Annotated in this window: 19 protein-coding genes; 17 read left to right on the top strand and 2 right to left on the bottom strand. The window is 43.8% G+C overall.

Features of this window, described 5'->3' with window-relative positions:
* Positions 1–13 precede the first annotated feature (13 nt).
* From NV379_RS15305 to NV379_RS15270, 8 genes are all read left to right on the top strand, one after another.
* Complete coding sequence (locus NV379_RS15305) at positions 14–1,531, top strand: sugar ABC transporter ATP-binding protein (RefSeq protein WP_258208195.1); 1,518 nt, start codon at positions 14–16, stop codon at positions 1,529–1,531.
* Between the two features lie 28 nt (positions 1,532–1,559).
* The gene (gene mglC / locus NV379_RS15300; protein WP_258208194.1) at positions 1,560–2,579 is read left to right on the top strand and encodes a galactose/methyl galactoside ABC transporter permease MglC; all 1,020 of its coding nucleotides are present in this window, start codon (positions 1,560–1,562) and stop codon (positions 2,577–2,579) included.
* 179 nt (positions 2,580–2,758) lie between these two features.
* On the top strand, positions 2,759–4,186 hold the full coding sequence (aspA, locus tag NV379_RS15295) for an aspartate ammonia-lyase (protein WP_258208193.1): 1,428 nt from the start codon (positions 2,759–2,761) through the stop codon (positions 4,184–4,186).
* A 132-nt stretch (positions 4,187–4,318) separates the two neighbouring features.
* On the top strand, positions 4,319–5,224 hold the full coding sequence (gene hprK / locus NV379_RS15290) for an HPr(Ser) kinase/phosphatase (protein ID WP_258208192.1): 906 nt from the start codon (positions 4,319–4,321) through the stop codon (positions 5,222–5,224).
* Positions 5,225–5,421: 197 nt separating this feature from the next.
* Positions 5,422–6,936 carry an efflux RND transporter periplasmic adaptor subunit gene (locus NV379_RS15285; RefSeq protein WP_258208191.1) on the top strand — a complete coding sequence of 505 codons (1,515 nt, stop codon included), beginning with the start codon at positions 5,422–5,424 and terminating at the stop codon, positions 6,934–6,936.
* A gap of 13 nt (positions 6,937–6,949) precedes the next feature.
* Positions 6,950–7,645, top strand: coding sequence for an ABC transporter ATP-binding protein (locus tag NV379_RS15280; RefSeq protein WP_258208190.1), 696 nt, complete (start codon positions 6,950–6,952; stop codon positions 7,643–7,645).
* A 20-nt stretch (positions 7,646–7,665) separates the two neighbouring features.
* A complete protein-coding gene (locus NV379_RS15275) occupies positions 7,666–8,817 on the top strand; it encodes an ABC transporter permease (RefSeq protein WP_258208189.1) in 1,152 nt (383 codons plus the stop codon).
* A 34-nt stretch (positions 8,818–8,851) separates the two neighbouring features.
* The gene (locus tag NV379_RS15270; protein WP_258208188.1) at positions 8,852–10,963 is read left to right on the top strand and encodes a hypothetical protein; all 2,112 of its coding nucleotides are present in this window, start codon (positions 8,852–8,854) and stop codon (positions 10,961–10,963) included.
* Positions 10,964–11,030: 67 nt separating this feature from the next.
* Here NV379_RS15270 and NV379_RS15265 read toward each other — a convergent pair whose 3' ends face one another.
* On the bottom strand, positions 11,031–12,788 hold the full coding sequence (locus NV379_RS15265; RefSeq protein ID WP_258208187.1) for a M56 family metallopeptidase: 1,758 nt from the start codon (positions 12,786–12,788) through the stop codon (positions 11,031–11,033).
* Positions 12,785–13,168: a BlaI/MecI/CopY family transcriptional regulator gene (locus tag NV379_RS15260; protein ID WP_258208186.1), complete on the bottom strand. Its 384-nt coding sequence runs from the start codon at positions 13,166–13,168 to the stop codon at positions 12,785–12,787. Before NV379_RS15260 ends, NV379_RS15265 begins: the two co-directional genes overlap by 4 nt.
* Positions 13,169–13,397: 229 nt before the next feature.
* Here NV379_RS15260 and NV379_RS15255 point away from each other — a divergent pair, with 229 nt between their 5' ends.
* The 9 genes from NV379_RS15255 (at position 13,398) to NV379_RS15215 (ending at position 25,978) form a co-directional block, all read left to right on the top strand.
* The gene (locus NV379_RS15255; protein WP_258208185.1) at positions 13,398–14,570 is read left to right on the top strand and encodes an ROK family transcriptional regulator; all 1,173 of its coding nucleotides are present in this window, start codon (positions 13,398–13,400) and stop codon (positions 14,568–14,570) included.
* A gap of 23 nt (positions 14,571–14,593) precedes the next feature.
* Positions 14,594–15,703, top strand: a complete 1,110-nt coding sequence (locus NV379_RS15250; protein ID WP_258208184.1) for an extracellular solute-binding protein — start codon at positions 14,594–14,596, stop codon at positions 15,701–15,703.
* A 60-nt stretch (positions 15,704–15,763) separates the two neighbouring features.
* The gene (locus tag NV379_RS15245) at positions 15,764–16,846 is read left to right on the top strand and encodes an ABC transporter ATP-binding protein (RefSeq protein ID WP_258208183.1); all 1,083 of its coding nucleotides are present in this window, start codon (positions 15,764–15,766) and stop codon (positions 16,844–16,846) included.
* 13 nt (positions 16,847–16,859) lie between these two features.
* Positions 16,860–18,590 carry an ABC transporter permease gene (locus tag NV379_RS15240; RefSeq protein WP_258208182.1) on the top strand — a complete coding sequence of 577 codons (1,731 nt, stop codon included), beginning with the start codon at positions 16,860–16,862 and terminating at the stop codon, positions 18,588–18,590.
* 78 nt (positions 18,591–18,668) lie between these two features.
* Positions 18,669–21,203, top strand: coding sequence for an NEW3 domain-containing protein (locus tag NV379_RS15235; protein WP_258208181.1), 2,535 nt, complete (start codon positions 18,669–18,671; stop codon positions 21,201–21,203).
* Between the two features lie 83 nt (positions 21,204–21,286).
* Positions 21,287–22,792 (top strand): argininosuccinate lyase, encoded by a 1,506-nt coding sequence (argH, locus tag NV379_RS15230; protein ID WP_258208180.1) that lies wholly within the window; start codon positions 21,287–21,289, stop codon positions 22,790–22,792.
* Entirely contained in the window at positions 22,780–23,766 is a 987-nt protein-coding gene (locus tag NV379_RS15225; protein ID WP_308860294.1) for an N-acetylglucosamine kinase, read from the top strand. Before argH ends, NV379_RS15225 begins: the two co-directional genes overlap by 13 nt.
* Positions 23,767–23,876: 110 nt before the next feature.
* Positions 23,877–24,350 (top strand): flavin reductase family protein, encoded by a 474-nt coding sequence (locus tag NV379_RS15220; protein WP_258208179.1) that lies wholly within the window; start codon positions 23,877–23,879, stop codon positions 24,348–24,350.
* An 89-nt stretch (positions 24,351–24,439) separates the two neighbouring features.
* Positions 24,440–25,978 (top strand): methyl-accepting chemotaxis protein, encoded by a 1,539-nt coding sequence (locus tag NV379_RS15215; RefSeq protein ID WP_258208178.1) that lies wholly within the window; start codon positions 24,440–24,442, stop codon positions 25,976–25,978.
* Positions 25,979–26,050: the final 72 nt, after the last annotated feature.

Below are 26,050 nucleotides of genomic sequence, written 5' to 3'. Positions count from 1 at the left end.
AGGAGGCGTTACGATGACCCCGAGTAAGTTCTTACTTGAGATGAAGAACATCGCCAAAGAGTTTCCTGGTGTGAAAGCGCTGGATGATGTCACGCTCCAAGTACGTCCGGGCACTGTACATGCACTTATGGGTGAGAATGGTGCAGGGAAATCCACACTGATGAAATGTTTGTTCGGAATCTACACACCAGATGCTGGTGAGATCTACTTAGATGGCGTGAAAGTGATCATTCAAAATTCCAAAGATGCATTAAACAATCGAATCTCGATGATTCATCAAGAATTACATCCGATTCCTTATCGAAGTGTAATGGAAAATTTATGGCTGGGTCGGTTTCCACTTAAAAATTATCGACTTTTTAAATTCGTAGATAGTAAGAGAATGCTTCATGACACAGAGAAGCTGTTACAAGAATTGAACTTGGATATTAATCCGAAAGCTACCGTTGGCAGCTTGTCCGTTTCCAAAGTTCAGCTGCTGGAAATTGCGAAAGCCGTGTCTTATCAGGCGAAAGTGATCGTTATGGATGAACCGACTTCTTCCTTAACAGGCAATGAGGTCGAACAATTATTCTCAATAATTAGTGAATTGAAGAGTCGTGGCGTCGCCATTATATATATTTCACACAAAATGGAAGAAATTTTGCGTATCTCCGATGATGTAACGATTATGCGTGACGGCAAGCGCACAGGCACATGGCCGGCATCCGAGCTTACAACCGATCTCATTATTAGCAAAATGGTCGGTCGCGATCTAACCGAACGCTTCCCAGAGCGCAGCAATATTCCACACGGAGAGATTCTACGAGTAGAAGGTTTAACATCTGCTGTGGCTAAATCGTTCGAAGATGTTTCTTTTACACTGAAAAAAGGGGAAGTACTTGGCATTGGCGGTCTTGTTGGCGCACAGCGTACGGAACTCATGGAGTCACTGTTCGGGCTTCGCACCTTGTCTGGTGGCAAGATCATGCTGCATGGCAAGGAAACAGTCATTAGAACACCTCGTGATGCGATTCGCCAGAAGATTGCACTACTAACAGAAGAACGCAGGGTGACGGGGATATTCCCTGTGCTATCGGTCTTAGAGAATACTGTAATAACGAGTCTATCTCGGTATTTGAACCGTTTGTTCCTCATTGATGATAAGAAACGCAAAGTGGAGGTGCAGGCGAGTATTGAGAAGCTGCGTGTGAAGACGCCGTCTTACAAGTCGCTGATCGGTAATCTGTCTGGTGGTAATCAACAGAAGGTGCTGTTCGCAAGATGGCTGCTAACCGAGCCAGATATTCTATTACTTGATGAGCCTACGCGTGGAATTGATGTCGGGGCGAAATACGAGATATATACGATGATTGCGGACCTTGCGAAGCAGGGTAAGAGTATTATTATGATTTCCTCTGAAATGCCAGAGCTTATGGGCATGTCCGACCGCATTATGGTCATGTGTGAAGGGCGATTAGCTGGAATCGTAGATGGCAAGACAGCAACGGAAGAAGAGATTATGCGCCTTGCCGCACAAGATACGGCATAAATGATCATAAGATTGGAGGAAATGAACAATGAACAGCTTGCAAGCCAAAAAAGTAGGAAATTTCATGACACAGTATGCGATTTATATCGTATTAGTCGTGCTGGTCATTGGTATTGCGCTATATGATCCAAACTTTTTACAGTTATCAATTTTGCGGGATATCTTATCACAATCCTCTACACGCGCAATTATTGCATTAGGTACAGCATGTATCCTCATTACAGGGGGAACGGATCTTTCCTCCGGTCGGGTAGTGGGACTAACAGCGGTTGTGTCTGCATCTATGCTCCAGATGAGCGATTATCCACGTAAGTTTTTCCCGGATATACCGGAGTTAAATATGTACATTCCGATCGCAATTGCAATTATTACGGGCTTGATTATCGGTATTATCAATGGTGTGATCGTGGCGAAGTTTAAAGTACCGCCATTTATCGCAACGCTCGGTACGATGGTTATGGTGTATGGTTTGAACTCCATTTACTTTGATACGAAGCCGAATGAATCCCAGCCAATTGGCGGATTGCGTGAAGACTTTACCAACTTGGGACAAGGGTATATTGGAACGAATGGTTCATTCTCGATTCCATATATCGTGCTCATAGCAATTGGTGTTGCGATTATTACATGGATTATTTTTACCAAGACACGTTTGGGTAAGAATATGTATGCTATTGGTGGCAACATGCAGGCAGCTACGGTATCCGGCATTAACGTGGCACGTAACTTGATCTATATTTACGCTTTCGCTGGTGCGCTCTACGGATTAGCTGGTGTTCTTGAAGCTTCACGTACAGGTGGGGCAACGAACAACTACGGCAATATGTATGAGCTTGATGCGATTGCAGCGTGCGTAGTTGGTGGGGTATCCACTTCAGGTGGGATTGGTACGGTACCAGGCGTGCTTGCAGGGGTGATGATCTTCGGGGTTATCAACTATGGCTTAACGTTCATTGGTGTAAGTCCATATTGGCAGCTTATTATTAAGGGGTTAATCATTGTCGCTGCGATCGGATTTGATATTCGGAAATATTTAGCGAAAAAATAAACACAGGGAAAGGCTATCGGGATTGTCCACGATAGCCTTTCCCTATGATTATAGTAAAGCTGATATAATTTGTTTATTATTGTGATAATTTATTTTTTTCTCACAGAAATAGGAGTATGATTAAGGAGTAAACATGTGTTAGATATTAATCATTATTCATGTACACGGAGGTCTTTGTAATGACGAAAGAAGCAGTTCGGATCGAGAAAGATTTTTTAGGTTCTAAGGAAGTACCGGTTGATGCCTATTATGGCGTACAAACATTAAGAGCAATCGAGAACTTCCCAATGACCGGATATCGGATTCATGAAGAACTCATTAGAGCAATGGCAATGGTAAAGAAATCAGCTGCACTTGCTAACATGGAAATTAAGCGTTTGCAACCTCAAATCGGTGAAGCAATTGCACAAGCTGCCGATGAAATGATTCAAGGTAAGTGGCATGATCACTTTATCGTTGATCCGATCCAAGGCGGAGCAGGTACTTCGATCAACATGAATACGAATGAAATCATCGCGAATCGTGCAATTGAGATCCTGGGTGGAACGAAAGGGGACTACTTCCAAGTTAGTCCGAACACGCATGTGAACATGGCACAATCGACGAACGATACATTCCCAACAGCGATTCACCTTTCAACACTAAATTTAATTGATAAATTACTTGTAACGATGCAACAACTAGCAGGAGCATTCTTCGATAAGGCAAAAGAATTTGACGGTATTATTAAGATGGGTCGTACGCACCTTCAAGATGCAGTTCCGATTCGTCTTGGTCAAGAGTTCGCAGCTTATGGTCGTGTTCTGGAGCGTGACATTAAGCGTGTGAAACAAACGCGTGAGCATTTGTACGAAGTAAACATGGGTGCAACAGCAGTCGGTACAGGACTTAATGCTGACCCTCGATATATTAAGCGTGTGGTTGAAATTCTAGCTGAAGTGAGCGGCTTGCCAATTGTGGGTGCAGAAGATTTAGTCGATGCAACACAGAACACGGACGCATACACAGAAGTTTCCGCAGCGCTTAAAGTATGTATGATGAATATGTCCAAAGTGGCGAATGACTTACGTCTAATGGCATCTGGTCCACGAAGTGGTTTTGCAGAGATCAAATTGCCAGACCGTCAACCAGGTTCCTCGATTATGCCGGGTAAAGTCAACCCTGTTATGTGTGAGGTTCTAAACCAAGTGGCATTCCAAGTTATCGGTAACGATCATACGATCTGCCTAGCTTCTGAAGCGGGTCAATTGGAATTAAACGTGATGGAACCTGTCCTTGTGTTCAACTTGCTGCAATCTCTAAGCCTCATGAACAATGTGTTCACGGTATTCAGAACGCACTGTGTTGAAGGTATCGAAGCGAATGCAGAGCAGTGTAAAGAATACGTAGAGAAGAGTATCGGTATTATTACGGCGCTTAACCCGCACCTTGGCTATGAAGCGGCTGCTCGTATTGCGCGTATTGCTTCTCAGACAGGTCAATCCGTACGTGAACTGATCTTACTTCATAACTTATTGACAGAAGAAGAGCTAGACAAAATCTTAGATCCTTACGAAATGACTCACCCAGGTATCGCTGGTGAAGAATTGTTACTAAATCAAGGATAATTAGTTCCTGATGTATGAAATAATTTCCCCTTTTAAGTAGAACCTATTACGAAAGTAAGCGTTTCGTTGTACACTACTTAAGAGGGGATTTTTGTTTCTTTTTAATAAAAATGGGTTCAGGCAGGTGTCCTTGTGAAAAAAATAACCGTTAAAAATTTGGTTGATAGATTTAAGTTAGAAGTGCTTGCTGGGGAAAGCCAGTTAGAAAATCACGTAATCGTGCAGAAAAGTGTACACCGTCCTGGCCTTGAGTTTGTTGGATACTTCGAATTTTTCCCACAAGAGCATGTACAAGTCATGGGTGAGAAGGAAGTGGCGTACTTACATACGTTAAGCAAAGAAGAGCGGGATAGCCGGATTAAGAATGTCGTGCAGTACCATCCGCCATGCTTTGTTGTGACGTGGAACCAAGAGGGCCTAGATTACTTAATCGAACATTGTACCCGTGAGAATATTCCACTTCTGCGCACACCGCAGCCGACGACGAAGTTTATTGAGCTAGTGGATAATTACTTAGCCAAAGCTTTAGCGGAAGAGATCCAAGTGCATGGTGTATGCGTCAATGTAGCTGGGATCGGGATTCTTTTGCGTGGAAAATCAGGAATTGGTAAGAGTGAAACTGCGCTGACGCTCATTCGTCGCGGACATCGATTAGTTGCAGATGATGCAGTTGTGCTTAAGAAGATTAACCCGGAGAACATTATCGGAACACATACAGGTGCAACGAGGGAATTGCTTGCACTTCGCAGTGTTGGTCTCATTAACGTTGCTCGTATTTATGGTCGAGGCGCTTTCCAAGATGAATCACGAATTGTGCTCGATATTGAACTTGTAAAGTGGAACGAGAATGAACTGTATAATGACTTGGAAGTGGAATCGAGGTTTACCAGCTACATGGACGTGAACATCCCACATATTCAAATTCCACTTCAACCAGGTCGCGATGTAGCAGGACTTGTTGAGGCTGCTGCCCACAACTGGTACTTGCAGCTTCAAGGGTATAGTGCAGCCGAGGAGTTTATGCAGAGGCTGAATTAATATATGTATCTTTTGAAAAGAGGATCTTAGGATCCTCTTTTTTCTATTTATTTACAGAGATAATAAATTCAAATATTCGGACTTTTAATAGATTATTAAGACAATTTTCATTATTTCTTCAGGTTTGCTTAGTACCTTGAATCTAGTACAGCGAATTCGGGCTTTCATGTACATAGGAAAGGGGACTGGTTAAGCGTATGGGGAATGTTGGTCGCAGCAATAAGAAGAAATGGTTGCTCATTTCGCTAAGCATTGTGGTATTAGCGGCTGGAGGCGGGGGTTGGTATTATGTTTCCAGTAAAGCCAATCAGGTCAAGCCGATGGTCACGAATACAGCGCAAGTAAAGCAAGGTTCCATTAAGGTTAGCGTGGGTGGATCAGGTGTCATTGCATCGGCTGAAAGACAGACCCTTAAGGGTGGAGACGGCGGCAAGATTAAGACACTTTCCATTAAACAGGGCGATCATGTGACGAAAGGGCAGGAGCTAATCGTATTCGAGGGCAAGGATGTCAAAGACTCACTGAATCAAGAGCAACTCTCTTTGCAAAAAAAGCAGATGGATCTTGATGCAGCGCAGCAAGCACTTAAAGATAATACGGATGAGACGAAGATTGAAGACATGAAGCTTAATATCAAGAAGCAGATGCTGGATATCGATCTTTCCAAGAGCAAGATTCAATCCTTGTTGAATGATCAGAAGCCGCCTGCACCTGTTGTATCACCAATCGATGGAGATGTTCTTACGCTTAACAGTGCCCTTGGTGATCAAGTAACGGGCAATACAACAATTGGGGAAATCGTAAATTACGATAATTTAAAATTAGACATTGAAGTCGATGAGATGGATGTTTTGAAAATAAAAGAAGGCTTGCCAGCTGACGTCACCGTTGACGCTTCTCCTGGTAATAAATTTAGCGGTGTTGTCACGAAAGTGGCTAAAGAAGGGACAGCGAAGAATGGGGTATCAGTGTTCGTAATAACACTCAGTGTTACAGGCGGAACAGATACAACGATTAAAGCCGGAATGTCGGCTCGTGCAGATATTAAGATCGAGGAGAAGCAGAACATTCTCGTCGTTCCGATTGAAGCGGTTCAGCAAAGACAAGGTAAGAGCTATGTGATGGTGGAAGAGCTTGTTGATACTGCTGGAGCAGCATCCGCATCTGCTGAGCCTAATAAGCAAGCTGGATCAGACTCCACAGCTTCTACTCACCCTGAAGCTTCTTCACAGCCTAGTGGTACTAACGGAGAGGGACATACAGGTGTTGGAAACTCAACTGGCCAATCAAGTCAATCCGGTCAGTTTAGACAGCGAGGTCAAGGACAACAAGGGCAAAATCAGCAATCAGGTAGCGGTCAATCCCAAGCATCGGGTGGTCAATCTCAAGCACAAGCAGGGCAAATGCAGCCTGCGCAAGCTCCATCGGGTCAATCACAAACCATGTCCCGTCCAACAACAGGAGCACAAGGTACAGGTACAAGTAAATTGCGCGAAGTTCAAGTAGGCATTCACAACGAGAGCTTAATTGAAATCGTTAGCGGTCTGAAGCCGGGCGAGAAAGTCATTTTACCTGCAACCGTATCAAGCTCTAATCAACAGGCTAAACAACAAGTTATGATGATCGACGGTGCGCGTATGCCTGCTGGTGGAGGCGCTGGAGGTCAAGGTCAAGGATTCACTCGATCTAGCGGTGGTGGAAATGGAAGATAAGGAGACTTGCGGCATGGAAGATAAACCGCTTATTGAAATCAATCAATTGGTGAAGACATACACGATGGCTGGCGAGGTCGTTCCGATTCTCAAAGAAATCTCATTTTCCATTGAACAAGGTGAGTTTGTTGCAATCGTCGGACCATCAGGCTCGGGTAAGTCTGCACTTATGAATATGATCGGATGTCTGGACATTCCGAGTTCGGGCAGCTATTTGTTAGACGGGCAAGAAGTCAGTAGCATGTCGGAGAATCGGCAGGCGCAGGTGCGTAATGAGAAGATTGGATTTATATTTCAGAGCTTTAACTTATTACCGAAATTATCTGCCTTGGAAAATGTGGAGTTACCGCTCATTTATCGCGGAATCTCGCAAAAAGAACGCCATGCGATGGCGGAACTTGCGCTTACGAATGTGGGGCTCGCAGATCGAACTCATCACAAACCGATGCAGTTATCAGGGGGTCAACAGCAACGGGTAGCGATTGCGCGCGCACTAGCGGGCGATCCGCCAATCTTACTTGCCGATGAGCCTACGGGTGCGCTGGATACGAAGACAGGCAAAGAAATTATGCAGATGCTGCACGATCTAAATGCGAAGGGACATACCATCATCGTCATTACTCATGATCCCGAGATTGCGAATCAAGCGAAGCGGGTTATTCGGATTCAGGATGGTCAGATCACCGAGGATCGAGGTGTTGCGTCATGATATTCGCCCAAGCGCTTAAGATGGCATGGAAGAGCATGATCGGCAGCAAGCTGCGCTCATTCTTAACGATTCTGGGGATGATTATCGGGGTATTCTCCGTCATCGCTCTCGTCTCTCTGGGTCAAGGACTTGGCAGCAACATCAAGAGTGAGCTGAATAAGCTCGGTACATACACACTTTCAGTTAGCATTACGGGACGGGGAACGAAGGCGTCACTCAGTCTAGAAGATACGATGGCTTATGCAAGTAAGCCGAATGTTGTTGCGGTTTCGCCTACAATTAGAGGCAGCGTGAAAGCCAAGAACGGTAGTAAGAACAAGGATGTTCCCGTAGAAGGGGTTACGCCTGATTATGAAACGGTGCAGAACTTTCATGTGCAGAGCGGGCGATTCCTCGTGCAAGCGGACATTGACCATAGACAGAAAGTTGCATTGATCGGTACGACCACTGCTACCAACTTATTCGGTCTTCTTGATCCAGTCGGTCAAGATGTCATTATTAATGGGATTCCGTTTCGCGTAGTAGGACTGCTTGAATCCAAAGGGTCCAGCTTTGCCGGATCGAATGACGATAAGCTCATTATTCCGCTTACGACTGCGGAGCGGGTGCTCGCAAATCCAGGAATTAAGAGTTTTATCGTGCAGGTCGATAGTGCAGAGAACGTGAATGGTGTGATGGATAGTCTTAAAGCGGATCTGCTTAAGCGATTCAAGACTGCGAACAGCGATGGATTTACGATTTTTAATCAACAAGACATTCTAAATTCCAGCGCAAGTATCATGTCAACAATCTCTGCGGTACTTGGTGGTATTGCAGGTATTTCCCTGCTAGTTGGAGGGATCGGCATTATGAATATTATGCTCGTATCCGTTAGTGAACGGACTAGAGAGATTGGCATTCGAAAAGCCGTTGGGGCGAAGAAGCGGGATATTCTGCTGCAATTCTTAATTGAATCCATCATGCTAGGTGCAACAGGTGGGCTCATTGGCGTTATTGTCGGGATTGGACTCGCAATTGGTCTAGCGAAGGTGTTCGCACTAGGCGTTGTAATTTCGTGGCAAATTATTACACTCGCGTTCTCATTCTCATTATTCATCGGGGTTGTGTTCGGTCTGTTCCCAGCGAATAAAGCAGCCAAATTACGCCCAATTGATGCCCTTCGGATGGACTAACAAGTAGGCAGATCACGTATTAGAGGAGGCTTGTATGAAGAAACATTTTTCAATCATAATGATGAGCGCTGCACTTGGGGTTACCCTTAGTTTAAGTCCACTAGCATCCTATGCGTATGCAGCAGATGGAGCGGAGACTACGGCGGTAGCGCCAGCACCGAATATTTTGCAAGTGACGAAGGATGTTACGTTCGAAGTGAAACAAGTACAAAGTCTGGTGGAGCAAGGCAGCAGCATCTTATCGTTCGTGGTTTCTGTGGTAAATAGCAGTGATAAAGTGGTGGATTGGTCGGAATACCGCATTCGTGCGACATCAAGTACGGGTCATACGTATACTGCTCAGCAAAATGTGGTGAGTAAAGACAAGAACAAAATTGCGTCAGGGACGTCAAGAGACATCAGCTACTCTGTCAAAATGAACGAAGTCGCTAAACCACAGGATGTGAAGCTCGACTTCATCAAATGGGATTTCAGCAAAACGAATTTTGAGAGCGCAGTTGGTACGCTCGCGATTGATGATACGATGATTCCGAAGACAGCCTCTCAAATATCGACCCCGATCCAGAACAATGAACTAGGGTTAATCGCAGCCGTTACGAAATTTAATCGGACAGCGAATGAAAAGTATTACAGCCCTTCGGTTACCGTGGAGATGAAGAATCTAGGTTCCGAGAGCGTGGATATTCCAGATTACAAATACAGTATCCGTACGGCTGAGGGTATCATGTATCCACTTGATCGTAAGGAAGAGAAGGCGGCACCACTGCGTGCAAAAGACAGCAAGACAATTATGTTGACAGGTCAAATTCCAATTGCAAACAATCCAGACAACTGGGAGCTCGTAATGACTCAGAATGTGACAGAGCTTAAACGCAACATTCCTGTTCTTACATTTTCCTTACCTGAAGTGGCACAGATGACGACGCAACCGATGAAGACGAAGGTAGAACTGAATAGTTCGAAGGGGCAATATAGCGCAATGCTAAGTCAAGTGTATCGTCTGCCTTGGGAAGGGGATGACATCGTCACTGCAGAGATTGTAATCACGAATGAGGATGTTAAATCACTGCCAATCCCATCTTTATCGAGTAATTTGCTGCTTGATGATTCGTTCGAGATCAAAGCGAGTGTGATCAGTTCTTCCAAGGCAATCGGGCTAGCGCCGCGCGAATCGATTAAATTGCAGGTAACAGGCAAGATTCCATACACAACGGATTACAAGACATTAAAGCTGGTTCTTCAGGAAAAAGGGGACGGCGACGTGTTGAATGATCTGGTTGATTTTTCAGTTGATAATGCAACACAATCGTATCCGATTTATCGCTTTGGTGATCGCTACACGAATACGGAACCGGGTCATCAGACGAAGTATCAACTGCTGGAGACGAAGATGTATCAAGGCTTAACCCGTAATGTAATCATGACACGATTAGAAGTCGAGAATAGTGAGAAGCGTCAGGTGAATATCTCGAATCTTGTAGGTAACTTCATGACGACAGATGGAGGATTATACCCCGCACAAGCGGCACCTATTACAAGTAAACTTAGCCCGAATAACAAGGCGGTGCTGGAATATTGGAGCTATGTACCGACGACCTTTAACCCTTCATCGGCGTATCTTCTGATTGGGGATGGTGTCACTGCAGGGAAGTTAAGTGAAGCGAAAGATGTTCCGGATAGCTTCATTAACCCTGTTGCTTTCTGGCTGCCGGAGGAATCCACTAACAAGCCAGGTGCGATTAATAAAATTGTGGTGAATCCGTATACGCTCACGTTTAAGGACGTTACGACGACTGTATCCAAGTCCGATAGCTTGCAGATGAAGATTAATTACGATCTGATCAAAGACATGCAAGCCGAGACCAACTCCGATGGGCACAAGCTCATACTTGAATTCAGACTGCCAGAAGGCAATCAAACCTTCGAGAAATCGTTCGCGATGAAAGACCTCGATGCCAGCGATGCTGACCCTGGTAAGCTGAAGGTCGGTAAGAATCAACAATTCCAAACGTCTGTGAATTTACCTGGTGTATCATCAAGTGTCACGAATACGTTCATCTTGAACTTATACGATGAGTTCCAAGGTCAGCGTAAGCTGATCGGTACGCAGGCAGGCTCATGGGATACGGAAGAAGTAAAGAAGTAGTTTACGTTTTGGAAAATGAAATGAAGCAGCCTCCGCTCACGTTTGTGAGGGAGGCTGTTTGGGTTTGTTAGTTGAAGAAGGGTTCGACTTTTATTGGAAGAAATTTTTGACCGAGTTCATTGTATTCATCTGCAGTCAGAACGAAATAATCCAGGGGTTCGAAGTTCGAATTAAAATCAATTTCCTGAACGGTGATCTCAGGTGTTATCTTACCACTTGTATCCATCACTTCACGTTTTAACAAGACACCTGTTTCCTTATCAATCCACATGGTGAACTGGTATGCCTGAAGTTTAGCTTTCATATCATTCGGCAATTCACCACCGATGCGAATGACAGATCTGCCTAACATGCTTGTCTCATCCTGAATGCTCCATAACGTATCATCTTTTAAGTAATCAACTGCAGCATATTCAGGAGCAACAATCGGCTCGGCGAGGCCAGATTTCGCTTGATCACGTCTTGGAACATCTGGTAATACAGGATATTTCTTTGGCGTTGGTCGCCCAGCTGGCTCTAGAAAGCTTCTGATATTGGTGTATTCGCCATTCTCTCGTGTATAGGAATGGTATAGTTTATAAATGGTTTCTATATTGCCCTTCTTCACATAGCTAAATGGACGGTCGCCTTGCAGGACTTTAAACTCAATCAACTCTCCTTCTGTATTTGTAAATGAACCTTGTAAACCTGCGAATCGATCAACAGAATTACGCATTAACTCCCGAACTTCATCTTTCGAGATAGATGTGCTGAGCCATCCTGACTTCGCATTCGTTAATGCGAGTACACTAATGAGAATGACGACGGTTAGTCCAAGAATGGACCATTTCAGTGAACGGTTGTATTTATGATTTTGTTTAATCAAGGTGAGCCTCCGTAGCAATTGTTGTTTCGTTCCAGTGATAGGGGTAATTCCGACTGCACGCTTTGGTTTGGCATTATGTTCAATTAATTTAATTAAGGTATGTGCATAAGCGAGAGATTGCTCAGGTCTGATATAGCGCAGTACGCGAGCATCGCAGGAAGTTTCCTGATCTTCACGCATCCGTGCGGAAGCCAGCCATAGAATGGGATTAAACCAATGAACAATTAGCAATCCATGCATGATCCAGTTTATCGCGATATCATGGCGCTTAGCATGCATGAGTTCATGAATCATGATATGACGAATCTCTTCAACCGATAAAGTGTCCATGAGTGATGCAGGCATTACGATTCTTGGGCGCATCCATCCAGATAGAGCAGGTGTCTTTAATTGATCAGAAATCAGAATCGGGATTGATCGGCGTATACCCAGTTCTTCCTTCACTTGCATATACATTTGATACACTTCGTGGCTAGGAGTCAGTATCTTTGTACGACGCATATTCCTATTCCACAGATAAGTAGATAATATTGTCTTTCCACTTAAGACGAGTACACCCGCAATCCAGATCAACCCCGTTATTTCAAGCCACGTAAAATCAAACGTTTCTGCTTGTCCGTCTTCTATTTCTTTTCTTGTGCTGTTCGATTTCTGACGCTCATGTTGCCTGGCAACAGCTGGATCTAGATTCGGATCTGCATAATGAATAGAATTTGCTTTATCGATTTGGCTGCTCAGATCTACTTTCTGTACATCGTGACTCGATAGTAGATTAAATACACTAAGCGGACTTTCAGGTGTCCAAGGCAGCAAGAGTCTAACAATGAGCAGCATCCACAGCATATAATGCCAGTTCGGCGTAAGCTTTGTGCGAAGTACCCATCTAGCAGCGAGGATTATTCCCGCAAGTACGGTTCCCATTACCGATGTGAGGAGTACCCATTCCCACAACTCGCTCATTTCTTCTCCTCTTTGTCATCGAGCATTCGTCTAAGCTCCGCAATGTCTTCTTGGGAGAGGCTGTCCTCTTCACGTAGGAAATTCACGAGCATAGGCTTTAATGCGCCGCCGTAAATCTTTTTCAAGAAAGATTGATTCTCTGCTCGTAAACATTCGTCTTGCTCCACTAACGGATAGTAATAATAGGAGCGTCCTTCTTCTTTATAGCCGAGAACATCTTTCTTTACGAGTCGGCTAATAAACGTCTTCACCGTGGTCGGTTTCCAGTATGTATCATCGTTTAAGATGGCAATGATTTCGTTGGCTGTACGTGGAGATTGTTCCCATAAGATTCGCATGATTTCCCATTCGGAATCTGAGATTTTAGGTGTGTGATTCATATTGTTCCTCCTTCATGACTACAAATGTAGTTGATAGGGTGATTATATATTTGTCCACCAAAAATGTCAATTGCTTACTTCAGGTAATAATCGCCATTAATAATAAACAAATAAAATTTTAAATTTGCTAAATTAAAGTGTTGACATTTGAAAGCGCATACAATAGACTTAATAATCAGAATACTTTGTTAGTTATTTTAACTAACTTAAGGGTGGTGAGCAGTTTCGAATGCGTGGTCGTGGGCAAACAGGAAATACCAAATATGTGAAACAGATGAACCGTGAAGGAATTCTTTTTCAATTAAAACAGAAGCAGATGTCCAGAGCAGATCTGGCAAAGGAAACTGAACTTAGCAGACCCTGTGTCTCTGCGTTAGTTGATGAAATGATTAACGAAGGTTTAATTTGCGAAGTAGGAATAGGTGCATCCAAAGGTGGGCGCAAGCCTATGCTTCTAGAGTACAATACACAAGCTTTTGGCGTTGTTGGCGCAGTGTTTGAGGGTAGTACGATTCGAATGGCACTTGCTGATTTAAAAGGAGAACTTCTTGCGCAATATGAAGCAACATTGCCACAACCTACAAGCGGAGAGATGGCGATTAAGGGTCTTGAGATTGGGTTGGAACAATTATTAACACAGACCCATTATGACAAGAGCAGACTTCTCGGTATGGGGGTTGGATTACCCGGTGTCACACAGAAACGCAGCGGTACTATCAGCTATTCGCCCAGTACGGGCTGGATGGGACTACCTGTTCAACAGGAGATTGAAGCGAGGCTTGGATTACCTGTAACCATTGATAATGATGTCAACATGATGACACTGGGTGAGTATTACCAAGGTGCTGGCAAAGAAATGTCAACCTTAGTGAACATGTATGTGGGTACAGGGATTGGTGCTGGTATTATCATCAATGGTCAATTTTACAGAGGTTCTCATGAAGCTTCAGGTGAAATCGGCTATATGATGGTGGGTCCTTCGAATAATCCAAGACCGGGTGATTACGGGGTTTTCGAGAGTAATTACGCAGTACCTGCCATATATGCGAGGGCGAGTCAGCTACTTCCTTCAATCCAAGAAGGGGTAAGTATTGTAGAACAACTTGTTGTTCATGCGCAGCAGGGAACAGAAGGTGTACAAGAATTACTGGATGAGCTATATCGCAAATGGGCTTATGGGATTGCCAATATTATCAGTGTACTTGATCCTGAGCTCTTAATTCTAAGCGGAGAGATGCTCTACATTAAAGAACAAGGGGTTCAAACGATTCGTGAATGGCTATCTAATTGGGTTCCAGTTGTACCTGTAATTCGACTTGCCTCATTAGGGGATCAAGCTGGGATTGCTGGTGCCGTACATAGCGTTCTTGAATCGTTTCCAAATAAAAGTGCAACCATTTAAAAGCTGCTTAAGGGGGATTTAGAATGAAACTTGCATTAGGAAAAATGAAGGTATTGCTTAACACAGCTGTAGTAGGTTCTATGGTACTTGCATTAACAGCGTGTGGTGGAGGAACTGCTGCAGACAAGCCGGCAGATCAATCATCGCCTCAGCCAGCTGCAACTAAATCGGCAGAAGGTCAGAAGCTCGTCATTTACACAGGAAGAGACAAGAATGTTGTAGATGTTGTTATTCCTAAATTCAAAGAAAAAAATCCGGGTATTGAAGTTGAATTTCTAACCATGGGTGCACAGCAAATTTTGGAGCGTGTACGTGGGGAGAAAGCGAATCCGCAAGGGGATTTCTGGTGGGGAGGCACACAATCAGCTTTAATGACAGCAGCAGACGAAGATTTGCTGAAGAGCTTCAAGCCAAGCTTTGCTGATAGCATTGATCCAACCCATAAAGATGCTAAGGACCGTTGGTATGGGGAGATGTTACTTCCTGAAGTGATTATGTACAATCCAACTGCGATGAAGAAGGAAGATGCACCGAAAGATTGGGATGATTTACTTGATCCGAAGTATAAAGACAAAATCATTATTCGTGGGGTATTAGCATCCGGTACGATGAGAACGATCTATTCTGCAATGATTCATCGCCAAGGTGCTGCTGATCCAGCTAAGGGTTACGAATGGTTGAAAAAACTAGATGCGAACACGAAAGAATACGCACAAGATCCAACGAACTTATATTTGAAATTAGCTCGTCAAGAAGGTTCCTTATCCTTATGGAACTTACAAGATATCATGTTGCAAAAAGAAACGAAAAATCAACCATTTGACTTCATCTATCCTACGAGTGGCGCGCCTATTCTCGTAGATGGCGTGGGGATGATTAAAGGCGGTAAGAACGAAGAAGCAGCCAAGAAATTCTATGAATTCTTGTTTGAGCCAACACTTCGCGCAGAACTTGCAGAGAAATTGTATCAAATTCCAACTCGTAGTGACCTTAAGAAAGAAACATTACCTGCTTGGTTAAAAGGTCTTGAACTGAAGCAGCTTCCGCTTGATTGGTCTGTCATGGCATCCAAAGAAAAAGAGTGGATGGACTATTGGGATCAAAGCATCAAAGGTAAAGGTGCAAAAAAATAATTATCGAAGCTGGGCGGAGTGCGAACTCCGCCTCATTCATACAACAAGGGGGATACCATCTTGATCAGTGTCACATTGGATCATGTAGGCAAGCAATTTGGGAGTGCAAAAGGTGTAGAAGATGTCCACATTGAAGTCAAACCGGGTGAATTTTTCACCTTCCTTGGACCAAGTGGTTGCGGGAAAACAACCACACTGCGTATGATTGCTGGATTTTACTATCCAAGCTCGGGTCGCATATTATTTGGGGATCAGAATGTAACGAATCTTCCACCAAACAAACGCAATACGGGAATGGTATTTCAGAACTATGCTTTATTTCCACACATGACGGTATATGAGAATGTAGCCTTTGGGTTACAAGTGAGACGGCAATCGAAGCCTGAAATTGCTCAAAAAGTAGAGCGTGCACTAAAACAAGTTCATTTAGATGGTTATGGAACAAGACGAATTGATCAATTATCCGGTGGGCAGCAGCAGCGCGTAGCTTTGGCGAGAGCGCTTGTGATTGAGCCTCAGATTTTACTGTTAGACGAGCCATTATCCAATTTGGACGCTAAATTAAGAGAAGAAACAAGGTTGGAAATAAAGAGACTCCAGATGGAGCTGGGAATCACGACGATTTATGTTACGCACGATCAGGCAGAAGCGATGTCTATGTCCGATCGAATTATGGTAATGCAAGGCGGCGTTGTTCAGCAAATTGGAAGTCCTCAAGATATATATAATCGTCCAGTGAATCGCTTTGTGGCATCGTTTATTGGAGAAACCAACTTATGGGAAGGTATTGTGGAGCGTGTTGAGGGGAATGAGGCATACGTACGTATCTCACCGGATCTTGTACTGTGCGGACTTGTTCATCAAGCTTCCAACGACCAAGTTCTCAAAGTAGGAGTTTCAGTCACCTTATCCATTCGACCAGAATCTGTAACCGAACATAAAGCAGGAGAAACGGGTCAAGGAAACATCGTGACAGGAAAAGTAATAATCTCCGAATTTACGGGAGTTAGCGTTAATTATATTACCCAAGTAGGGGATGCTTCGTTAAAAGCGATGTTCATCAATCAGGGACATACCTTACGAGAACGTGGTGAGCAAATTTCCTTTCATATTCCAAAAGAAAGTATCTTCTTTGTAGGATAATAGGGGATCGAATATGAAACCACAGCTGCAAACACAGAATCCACAAGTGAAAACTTGGCAATCGGTAACCTCATCCCGCTACTTTGTTTATGTACTTGTTGCTCCTTTATTTATCGTATTGCTGGCTTACGTTGTGTTTCCGTTCTATCAGACATTCATGGATGGTGTGCTGATCAAGGGTGAGTATTCCTTTAAGAATTATGCGAAGTTCTTCTCGCTCGAACATACGGCTAATCTAGAAGCGCTATGGAACAGTATCTACATCTCGGTACTCAGTGTGATTTCATGCGGCATTGTCGGTGTAGCGATGGCATTCTTGCTAGAACGCTATGAGTTTCCCGGTCGCAAAATTTTAATGGTACTTGCACTTGTTCCGATGGCGTTGCCTCCACTTATTGGCGTATTATCTTTTACCTTCTTATACGGAGAGAGCGGGATTATCCCACGGGCGCTCAAATTACTTTTTGACTTAGATAAAGTGCCGTTTTCTTTAAAAGGAATCTGGGGTGTCATCATGGTACATACATTTACGATGTACACGTACTTCTACATGACCGCTTCAGCTGCCATTAAAGGGCTTGACCCCTCTCTAGAAGAAGCAGCAGCAAGTTTAGGTGCAGGAAGATTGTATGTATGGCGCAGAGTCATTCTTCCGATGCTTACACCGGCCTTAATTGCATCATCCCTACTCGTGTTTATGATCTCAATGGCTTCTTATACAGCTCCATTAATTTTCGGCATTGAACGTACGATGACGATGCAAATTTACTTGTCACGGACGAATGGAAGTCTAGATATGGCTTCCACACAATCGACTATTTTATCCGTGGTATCAATCTTATTCTTACTACTTATGCGCTGGTATCAAGGTAGACGTAACTATCAGAACATGAGTAAGGGCATTAGTGTACACCGTACAGAAGTGAAGAGTGCGATTGGAAAATATGTTGCACTTACGCTATCTGTCATTGGTGTCATTATTCTATTGCTTCCAATCTTTGTGCTTATCCTGATCTCTTTCTCGGTCGATGGTACATGGACGGTGCAAATATTACCTCCTGAATATACGATGAGTCATTACTTGGACTTATTCACAGATAGTAGGACATGGAAACCTATTCTGAACAGCTTTAAGATGAGTGCAATCTCCGTTGTCGGAATTGTGATCTTCGGTGTTGCGGCAGCTTATGCCATGGTTCGCTTGAAGTTCAAAGGGAAGTTCTTGCTCGAATTATTGATCATGCTGCCTTGGGCACTTCCAGGAACGGTAGTCGCTGTTAACTTAATTTCCGCTTTCAGTGAGCGTTCTGTATTTAGCTTTAATCAGGTATTAATCGGGACGTTCTGGATATTGCCGCTTGCGTATTTCGTTCGTCATTTACCGCTTGTGTTTCGTTCGACGTCTGCAACACTGATTCAGATGGACGCATCAATTGAGGAAGCAGCGCGGAATCTTGGCGCTTCTTGGTGGTACAGCTTCCGACGTGTCGTATTCCCAATGGCACTAAGTGGGATTCTGGCAGGGACATTGCTTGCATTTGTGCAAGGGATGGGTGAGTTTGTGTCCTCTATTCTTCTTTTTACAACCAAGACAGTTCCGATTTCCGTAGAGATTTTCCAGCGGATGTATGCATTTGATTTCGGTACAGCTTGTGCTTATGGGGTTCTACAGATTCTACTTATTATCATTGTGTTGTTCGTATCTCGCAAAATTACTGGAGATAACGCTAGTTCCGCCATTTAACAGTTGGATCATTATGTGGGGATTACCTAGGAATCTGAACCACGTTGTGATAGATGAATGGATTAAGGGAGGAAAACTATGAGTCAAGCGAAGCGATTCACGAAATTATTGTCCATGATTACATGCGTAACATTGGTGGGTAGTGCGTTGTTGACCGTGACACCGAAACCTGCGCTTGCAGATCGTGGGATTGTTGATCTGTGGAAGTCGATTAAGCCGCTTACTACGATCGCAAGTGCGATGAATACGGGCGCTCATCCAGATGATGAACACAGTGCGACACTAGCCTATCTCTCACTTGGAAAAGGCATTAATACGTCAAGTGTTATTGCGAACCGTGGTGAGGGTGGACAGAATGAAATTGGCAGTGAACTTGGAAACGCGCTTGGTATTATACGGACTCGCGAGTTGCAAGAAGCTTCCAAGATTACGAACATCACACTTGCGAACCTCAGCGAACAATTGAATGATCCGATCTTTGATTTTGGATTCTCGAAGAGTCCAGACGAAACTTTGCAAAAATGGGGAGACGCCGTTGCTTATGAACGCTTGATTCGTAAGATTCGTGAATTGCGTCCTGATGTCGTCATTCCTGCCTTCTTAAATGAAGACTCCACACATGGTCATCATCGCGCGATTAACGTCATTACCGTACGTGCATACAAAGATGCAGCTGACCCGAACATTTTTCCTGAACATTTGAAAAAAGGCTTGCAGCCTTGGCAGATCAAGAAATTGTACCTGCCAGCTGATAAGAAGGAGTTCAATGTCTCCGTACCTGTAGGCGACTACGATCAAATTTATGGGGCTACGTATGAACAGCTTGGCGAAGAGTCTCGCTTCATGCACAAGAGCCAAGGAATGGGGCGCATTGTAAGTGAAGGGCCTAATTTTACCTATTACAAGTTAGACTCCTCGATTGTTAAAGGGAAAGATAAAGAGAAAGATTTGTTCGATGGGATTGCGTTCACATTCGAAGATTTAGCCAAAGAAATTGAAGCGAAATCCAAAGATACGCAAGTAGCGAAAGGGCTGCGCGAACTTCAAAAAGACGCGAATGACATTATCGCATCTTATCCTAAATTTGTAGACGTTGCGCATGACGTTCAAGAAATGAAGCTTGATGTCGCTAGCACACTCGCAGACATTCAGAAGTCTGGTTTAGACGAAGCAACCAAGACCGATCTTACTTATCGCTTACATGTGAAAGAAGATCAACTAAACAAGGCAAGTGCAGAAGCGGCTTCATTCGTAGCGAAGGTAAAACCTGAGACAGGAGAACTTGTGCCAGGTCAGACAACGAAGATGACAGTGACTGCTTATAACGGTGGGGATGTTGACATCAAGAATGTGAACTTGAAACTCAATGTACCTGAGGGTTGGACAGCAAAGGCTACTGGACCAACAACATTTAAGAAATTAAGTAAGAATGAGACCGCATCAGCTGTTTATGAAGTGGTTGTGTCAGCGAACGCTTCTGGATTCAAACCTTACGACAAACCGGTTGTAACGGGAAATGTATCTTACGAGAGCTATACGGTTACGACGGATCTGCAAGTGACACCTGATGTGGCGGTAGCAGTACTTCCTCCGTTCTCAATGTCCTTAAATCCAAGTGCAACTGTGCTTAACACGTTAAAGCCTGGTGATCCAATTCCAGTCAAAGTAACGGTTCGTAACTACAATCCGGGTGCTGCTAAAGCTTCATTATCGTTGCAGTTACCAGATGGTTGGAAAGCAGAGCCGGCTGTAGAAAACTTAAGTTTTGCGGCAAAAGGAGAAACGAAATCCGTTGCATTTACGGTTACGCCTTCTTCCGATGTGAAGAATGGAAGTTATTCGATTAAGGCAGTGGCGCAAAGTGGTGACGTTAAGAGTACAGAAGGCGCACAAGTTATCTCTTACCCTCACATTGGTAAAACATACTTTGTTCAACCTGCAGAACTAAAGATCGAGGCATTCGATCTCGTCGTTCCTGACAAAATCAAAGTGGGTTATGTCTCAAGTGGGTTTGATAACATTGATCAGTACTTACGCCAAGTTGGGGTAAATGTTGTGAAGCTGGAAGAGAAAGATATTCAGTTCGGCGACCTGTCTCAATTTGATTCTATCGTACTAGGGATTCGTGCTTACGCGTTCCGTCCTGAACTGATCCCGAGCAATCAACGTCTACTGGACTATGTGAAGAATGGCGGCAATCTTGTCGTACAGTACCACAAACCGGAAGATAAATGGACACCAGATTTAGCACCTTATCCGATTAAAATCGGTGCACCACTTATTAAGTGGCGTGTAACAGATGAAACATCCAAGGTGACGATGCTAGCACCTGATCACAAAATTTTTAACTATCCAAACAAAATTACAGATAAAGACTGGGACAACTGGATTCAAGACCGTTCGGCTTACAATCCTTCGGAGTGGGGTAAAGAGTATACAGAGCTCATCTCCAATGGCGATCCGGGTGAGGCAGAATTTACGGGAACCTATTTAACCGCACCTTATGGAAAAGGAACTTATTCTTACAGCTCAATTGTATGGTACCGTGAAATTCCGAATTTGGTTCCAGGTTCAATCCGCATGTTCGTCAACATGATCAGTCAAAAGCAATAATATAAATAGAGATGAAGAGAGGGACTTGAACCCAGTCCCTCTCCCAAAAAAAACGTATCTGTCAGATGGAGGATGAGTGCATAATGGGATTTCGTGAACAGATTATTGCAGAGGAAGGCAGTTGCTTTCCAGGTAAAACATATACAGAGGTCGTATTAGAACCTGCTTTTAATGAAGCGAAACAGCAATTACTTGGGCCAATGATGGCCATTAACAAAGCGCATTTAATCATGTTGTTACAGGAGAATTTGATTACACCTGAAGATGCTCATGCAATTGCCAACGCCATTACGGATCTAGATCTGGATGGACTTCGCAAGTGTACATACACAGGCGAATTTGAAGATTTATTTTTCCAAGTTGAGAAACAATTGTTAGATAAAGCGGGGGATATTGCGGGTAATTTGCACTTAGGCAGAAGCCGTAATGATATGGGAATCGCAATCTACCGGATGACTTTGCGTGAGAAGATGCTAATTACGCTAGGTTCAGCCCTGCATTTAAAGGAGCATTTGCTTGCATTTGCTGAGGAGCATGTGGATACCTTAATGATCGGTTATACCCATACGCAGCAGGCACAACCAACGACAATGGCACATTACATCATGGCGGTCGTTGATTCATTAAGTCGCGATATTCGTCGGTTAATTGCAGCGTACATGAACTGTAATCGCAGTAGTATGGGCGCAGCAGCACTGACAACATCGGGCTTCCCTATTAATCGTGAGAAAATGATGGATTTACTCGCATTCGAAGGACTCGTCGAGAATTCGTATGATGCGATTGGCGGAGCCGATTATGTAGGTGAGATCGCGAGCTGTGTGCAGCTAGCAGCCACCAATTTAGGACGAGTTACACAAGACTTACTGTTATGGAGTACACAGGAGTTTGGTGTGCTTAAGGTATCAGCTCCTTATGTTCAGATCAGTTCTATTATGCCGCAAAAAAGAAATCCAGTATCGCTTGAGCACATGCGCTCCTTGTTATCCAGTTGTGTAGGGAATGCAAGTGCTGTACTGACCATGATACATAATACCCCGTTCGGTGATATTGTCGATACAGAAGATGACATGCAGCCCTATGCATGGAAATCTCTAGAAATTTTAGAAAAAATGTACCGATTGCTTGCAGCTGTTATAGGAACAATGGAAGTAAACAAAGAGGTTCTTCGCAAACGTACAGAGGGCAGCTTTGCTACAGTAACTGAGCTTGCGGATACACTCGTTCGCACGGATGGACTTTCCTTCCGTAAATCGCATCACATTGTGAGTGGAGTTGTTAAGAAAGCACTAGAACAAGGACTTGCAGCTAATGAGATTACTTTACCTTTAGTTAACGAAGTTGCGATCCAAGTTATTGGTCGTGAACTGTCTATTGATGAAGTGATCTTGCAGCAATCCCTTGACCCTGAACACTTTGTCAACATCCGGTCCTTACCTGGTGGCCCAAGTCCTAAAGAAATGGAGCGCATGATCACTGATCGTAAACTACGACTACAAGCAAATCGTCAGTGGCTTCATGAATCTACAGAAAAGTGCGAGGCAGCTCTGCAGCATCTGGATGAGGTGATTACGGAGTGGAGCAAGTAAGAATGGCTGTACAGATCCCTCTACTAGCTGTAGATGGTGGGGGGACCAAATGTGTTGCTATGTTTGTGGATGAAAGGGGTAACCTCTTAGGAGCAGGCAGGTCGGGTTCTTGTAATTATCAAAGTGTTGGTCAAGCTGTAGTTAAGCAAGAATTGATCTCTGCAATACGTGATGCTCTACATGAATATGAGGCAATGGGGGATCGAAGTGAATCTTCTTCCATTGTAGTCGAGTGTGCAGTGTTTGCGCTCGCTGGATTGGATACGGACTATGACCGTGAGATCATTAGCTTCTTTGTTCAGGAAGTGCTGGCGGAACTTAACATCAAAGTTGATCAGCTCATCATTGAAAATGATGGTCTAGCTGCTCTTCTAGGGGCGACAAGTGGAAAGGCGGGCGTTCTTGTTATTGCGGGTACAGGTTCAATCGTCTTTGGGATCAATGGACAAGGTGAGCGTACCCGAGTCGGAGGATGGGGACATATCGTTGGAGACGAGGGAAGCGGATATTGGATCGGGAAGAAGGCGATTATAGCCATTTTGTATGCGGAGGATGGTAGAGGAAAGCCGACGAGACTAAGCGAGTGGATATTCCCTCATCTAGATGTAAAAAACTCCGAGGAATTATTTAATTGGACGTACAGTGCCGATGCTACGATTGATCAAATTGCGGGTCTACAAAAGCTGGTACGAACGGCTTACCTTGCAGGTGATGAGGTGAGCAAGGAATTGTTAGAAGCGGCAGTTCAAGAATTGTTCTTAGGTGTAAGCACCGTTATTAAGAAGCTAGGACTTGTGGATTCGCCGTTTACAATTATTTTGCAAGGAGGCGTGCTTGAGAATGGCGACTTCATGCGGGAATTGTTGATAGAGAAGCTGCAAAAGCTTGCGCCACTCTCCCAATTGTACACGGCTAGTAATGAACCAATCGAAGGCATTATTGCACTCGGGTTGTCTGTGCTTAAAGATAGCTAACGAAATAATGATCGTTGATAGGGGAAGAGACTTCATGCAAGTCTCTTTTTTAGCATAGAAATGAAGGATATAATCGTATTAGATTCTAATTACTTAAGGAGGATGTTCGAATGGATGATCAATTGTTTAAGAAAGCGATGGGGAAGTTCGCAACTGGTGTCACGGTAATTACGACGGAGTGTGAAGGAGTCCCGTATGGAATGACGGCGAATGCATTCATGTCCGTATCGCTGGATCCAAAGCTTGTATTGGTATCTGTTGCGCATAAGGCGTCAATGTTCCAAAGGCTTGAGCAGAGCAAGAAGTATGCGGTTAACATTCTGTCCAGTGAGCAGCAGGAGTACTCCATGATATTTGCTAATCAGTTAAAAAAAGAAGTGGAGTTTGCCTATCTAGATGGGTTTCCAGTTCTGAATGGGGCGCTTGCAATTGTGAAATGTGATCTCGTCGCAGCACATGAGGCGGGAGATCATACGCTGTTTATTGGGCAGGTTACAGATATAGAGTTAAACGAGGGAGAACCGCTTTTATATGCGAGTGGAAAGTACCGTGTGCTAAGCGGAAATACGGAAAGTATGGATTAATCCGATCTTATAAAATTATTCATTGCTATTTCCTTTCAGCATGGTAAAATTACGTGCATAAATTTACATGGAGGGAAGTACAATTCGTTATGTTTTTTAAGAAAAATAGGTTGATGCTTGGTTTTGCAGCAGGGGCAGTTATGATCAGTTTGCTGGTTCATTATATGCATCGTTATATGAAACTTTTTGATTCGATGGGGATGCATGGGGCTGTTCACGTGGAAGACCATCCGGCGACCTACCCATTATTATTGAATATGTTGCTAATAATTCCAGTTGTATGTTTAATAATTGGAATATTGTTTTATATGAAAAATAGCAATGATACCAAATGGGTCCCTCTATCCGTCACGTTAACACTTACTTTTGCTAGTTTTTCGATTATAAGTGGTAGTGGGGGTGGAATTGAGTTCCATTTCTCTATCTTTATGGTACTGGCTTGTATTGCTTATTATGAACAGGTGAAGCTGATCGTTACGATGACTGCTCTATTTGCAGTCCAGCACTTAATCGGATTGCTGTTTGTTCCAGAGCTTGTGTTTGGAGTATCTTCCTATTCGTGGACGATGATCTCGATACATGCGGTATTCTTGATACTTACTTCACATGTCACGATTGTGCAGACTGTATCTAAGCGTAAGATCTCAGCCCAATTGGAACAAGAGAAGCAAGAGAAGGAAAGTGAGATTCGCACACTTCTATCGAATGTGAAGAAATTATCGGATCGTCTTGAACAATCGGCTGTTATCGTTGCGGATAATTCATCCAAGAACATACATACAGGGCAGGAAATCGTAATTGCGTTTAAAGAAGTTTCCGCAGGGATGGAAGATCAGAGTCGTTCTTTAGCTCAAATGGAGAGTAGTATTGTCGAGATTAATGATCGTATTGATAAAACGACTGAAGACTCTTCGGATATGCACAATAAGGCAGCGGCGACAGAGCAAGTAATTCTTGATAACTTCGAGCATATCCAATCGTTATTTGAACAAATTCTCGTCGTATCGAAATCCATGGAACAGACTTCAGCGACGGTTACGAAGTTATCCGAATCGACACATCAGGTTGGGAATATCATTACGGTCATTCAGCAGATTGCTAGACAGACGAATTTACTCGCGCTTAATGCCGCTATTGAGGCATCGCGTGCAGGTGAGCATGGAGCTGGCTTTGCTGTTGTTGCGGGTGAAGTTCGGAAGCTTTCGAGTCAAAGCAATCAAGCGGCCGAGCAGATTGAAGCGATCTTGAGCATGATCCAAGCGGAGAGTGAAGTTTCAAGGAAACAGATTGAACTTGGTGAAGCGGCAACACAGCTATCGGTACAGAAGGCTGAGATGACAATGACGAATTTTGAAGCGGTCAAAGAGTCAATCGGCCAAATTAGGGTATACACGAATAGCTTGAATCAATCCATCTCACAGATTAAGACCGAGTCGCACGAAATATCAGGAGAGATGATGAACATAACAGCAGTGATTGAAGAGAATTTGGCATCACTGCAGCAGCTCTTTACGAGCGTAGATGAACAGACGAGCTTCTCTCATCAAATCAATGATGAAGTCGTTAACTTAAAAGGTTTGTCGCAGACGATTCAAGAGCAGTTCGATACAACCAAGCGGGAAGCGTAAACGGAGGCAGCACATAGGTGCTGTCTTTTTTGTATGGTATTTTTTCGTGGTATAATATTGGAAAAGATTCGG

The sequence above is a fragment of the Paenibacillus radicibacter genome, assembly GCF_024721995.1.
In the GTDB taxonomy this organism is placed as follows: domain Bacteria; phylum Bacillota; class Bacilli; order Paenibacillales; family NBRC-103111; genus Paenibacillus_AM; species Paenibacillus_AM radicibacter.
This window is presented reverse-complemented; position numbering and strand designations above follow the sequence as displayed.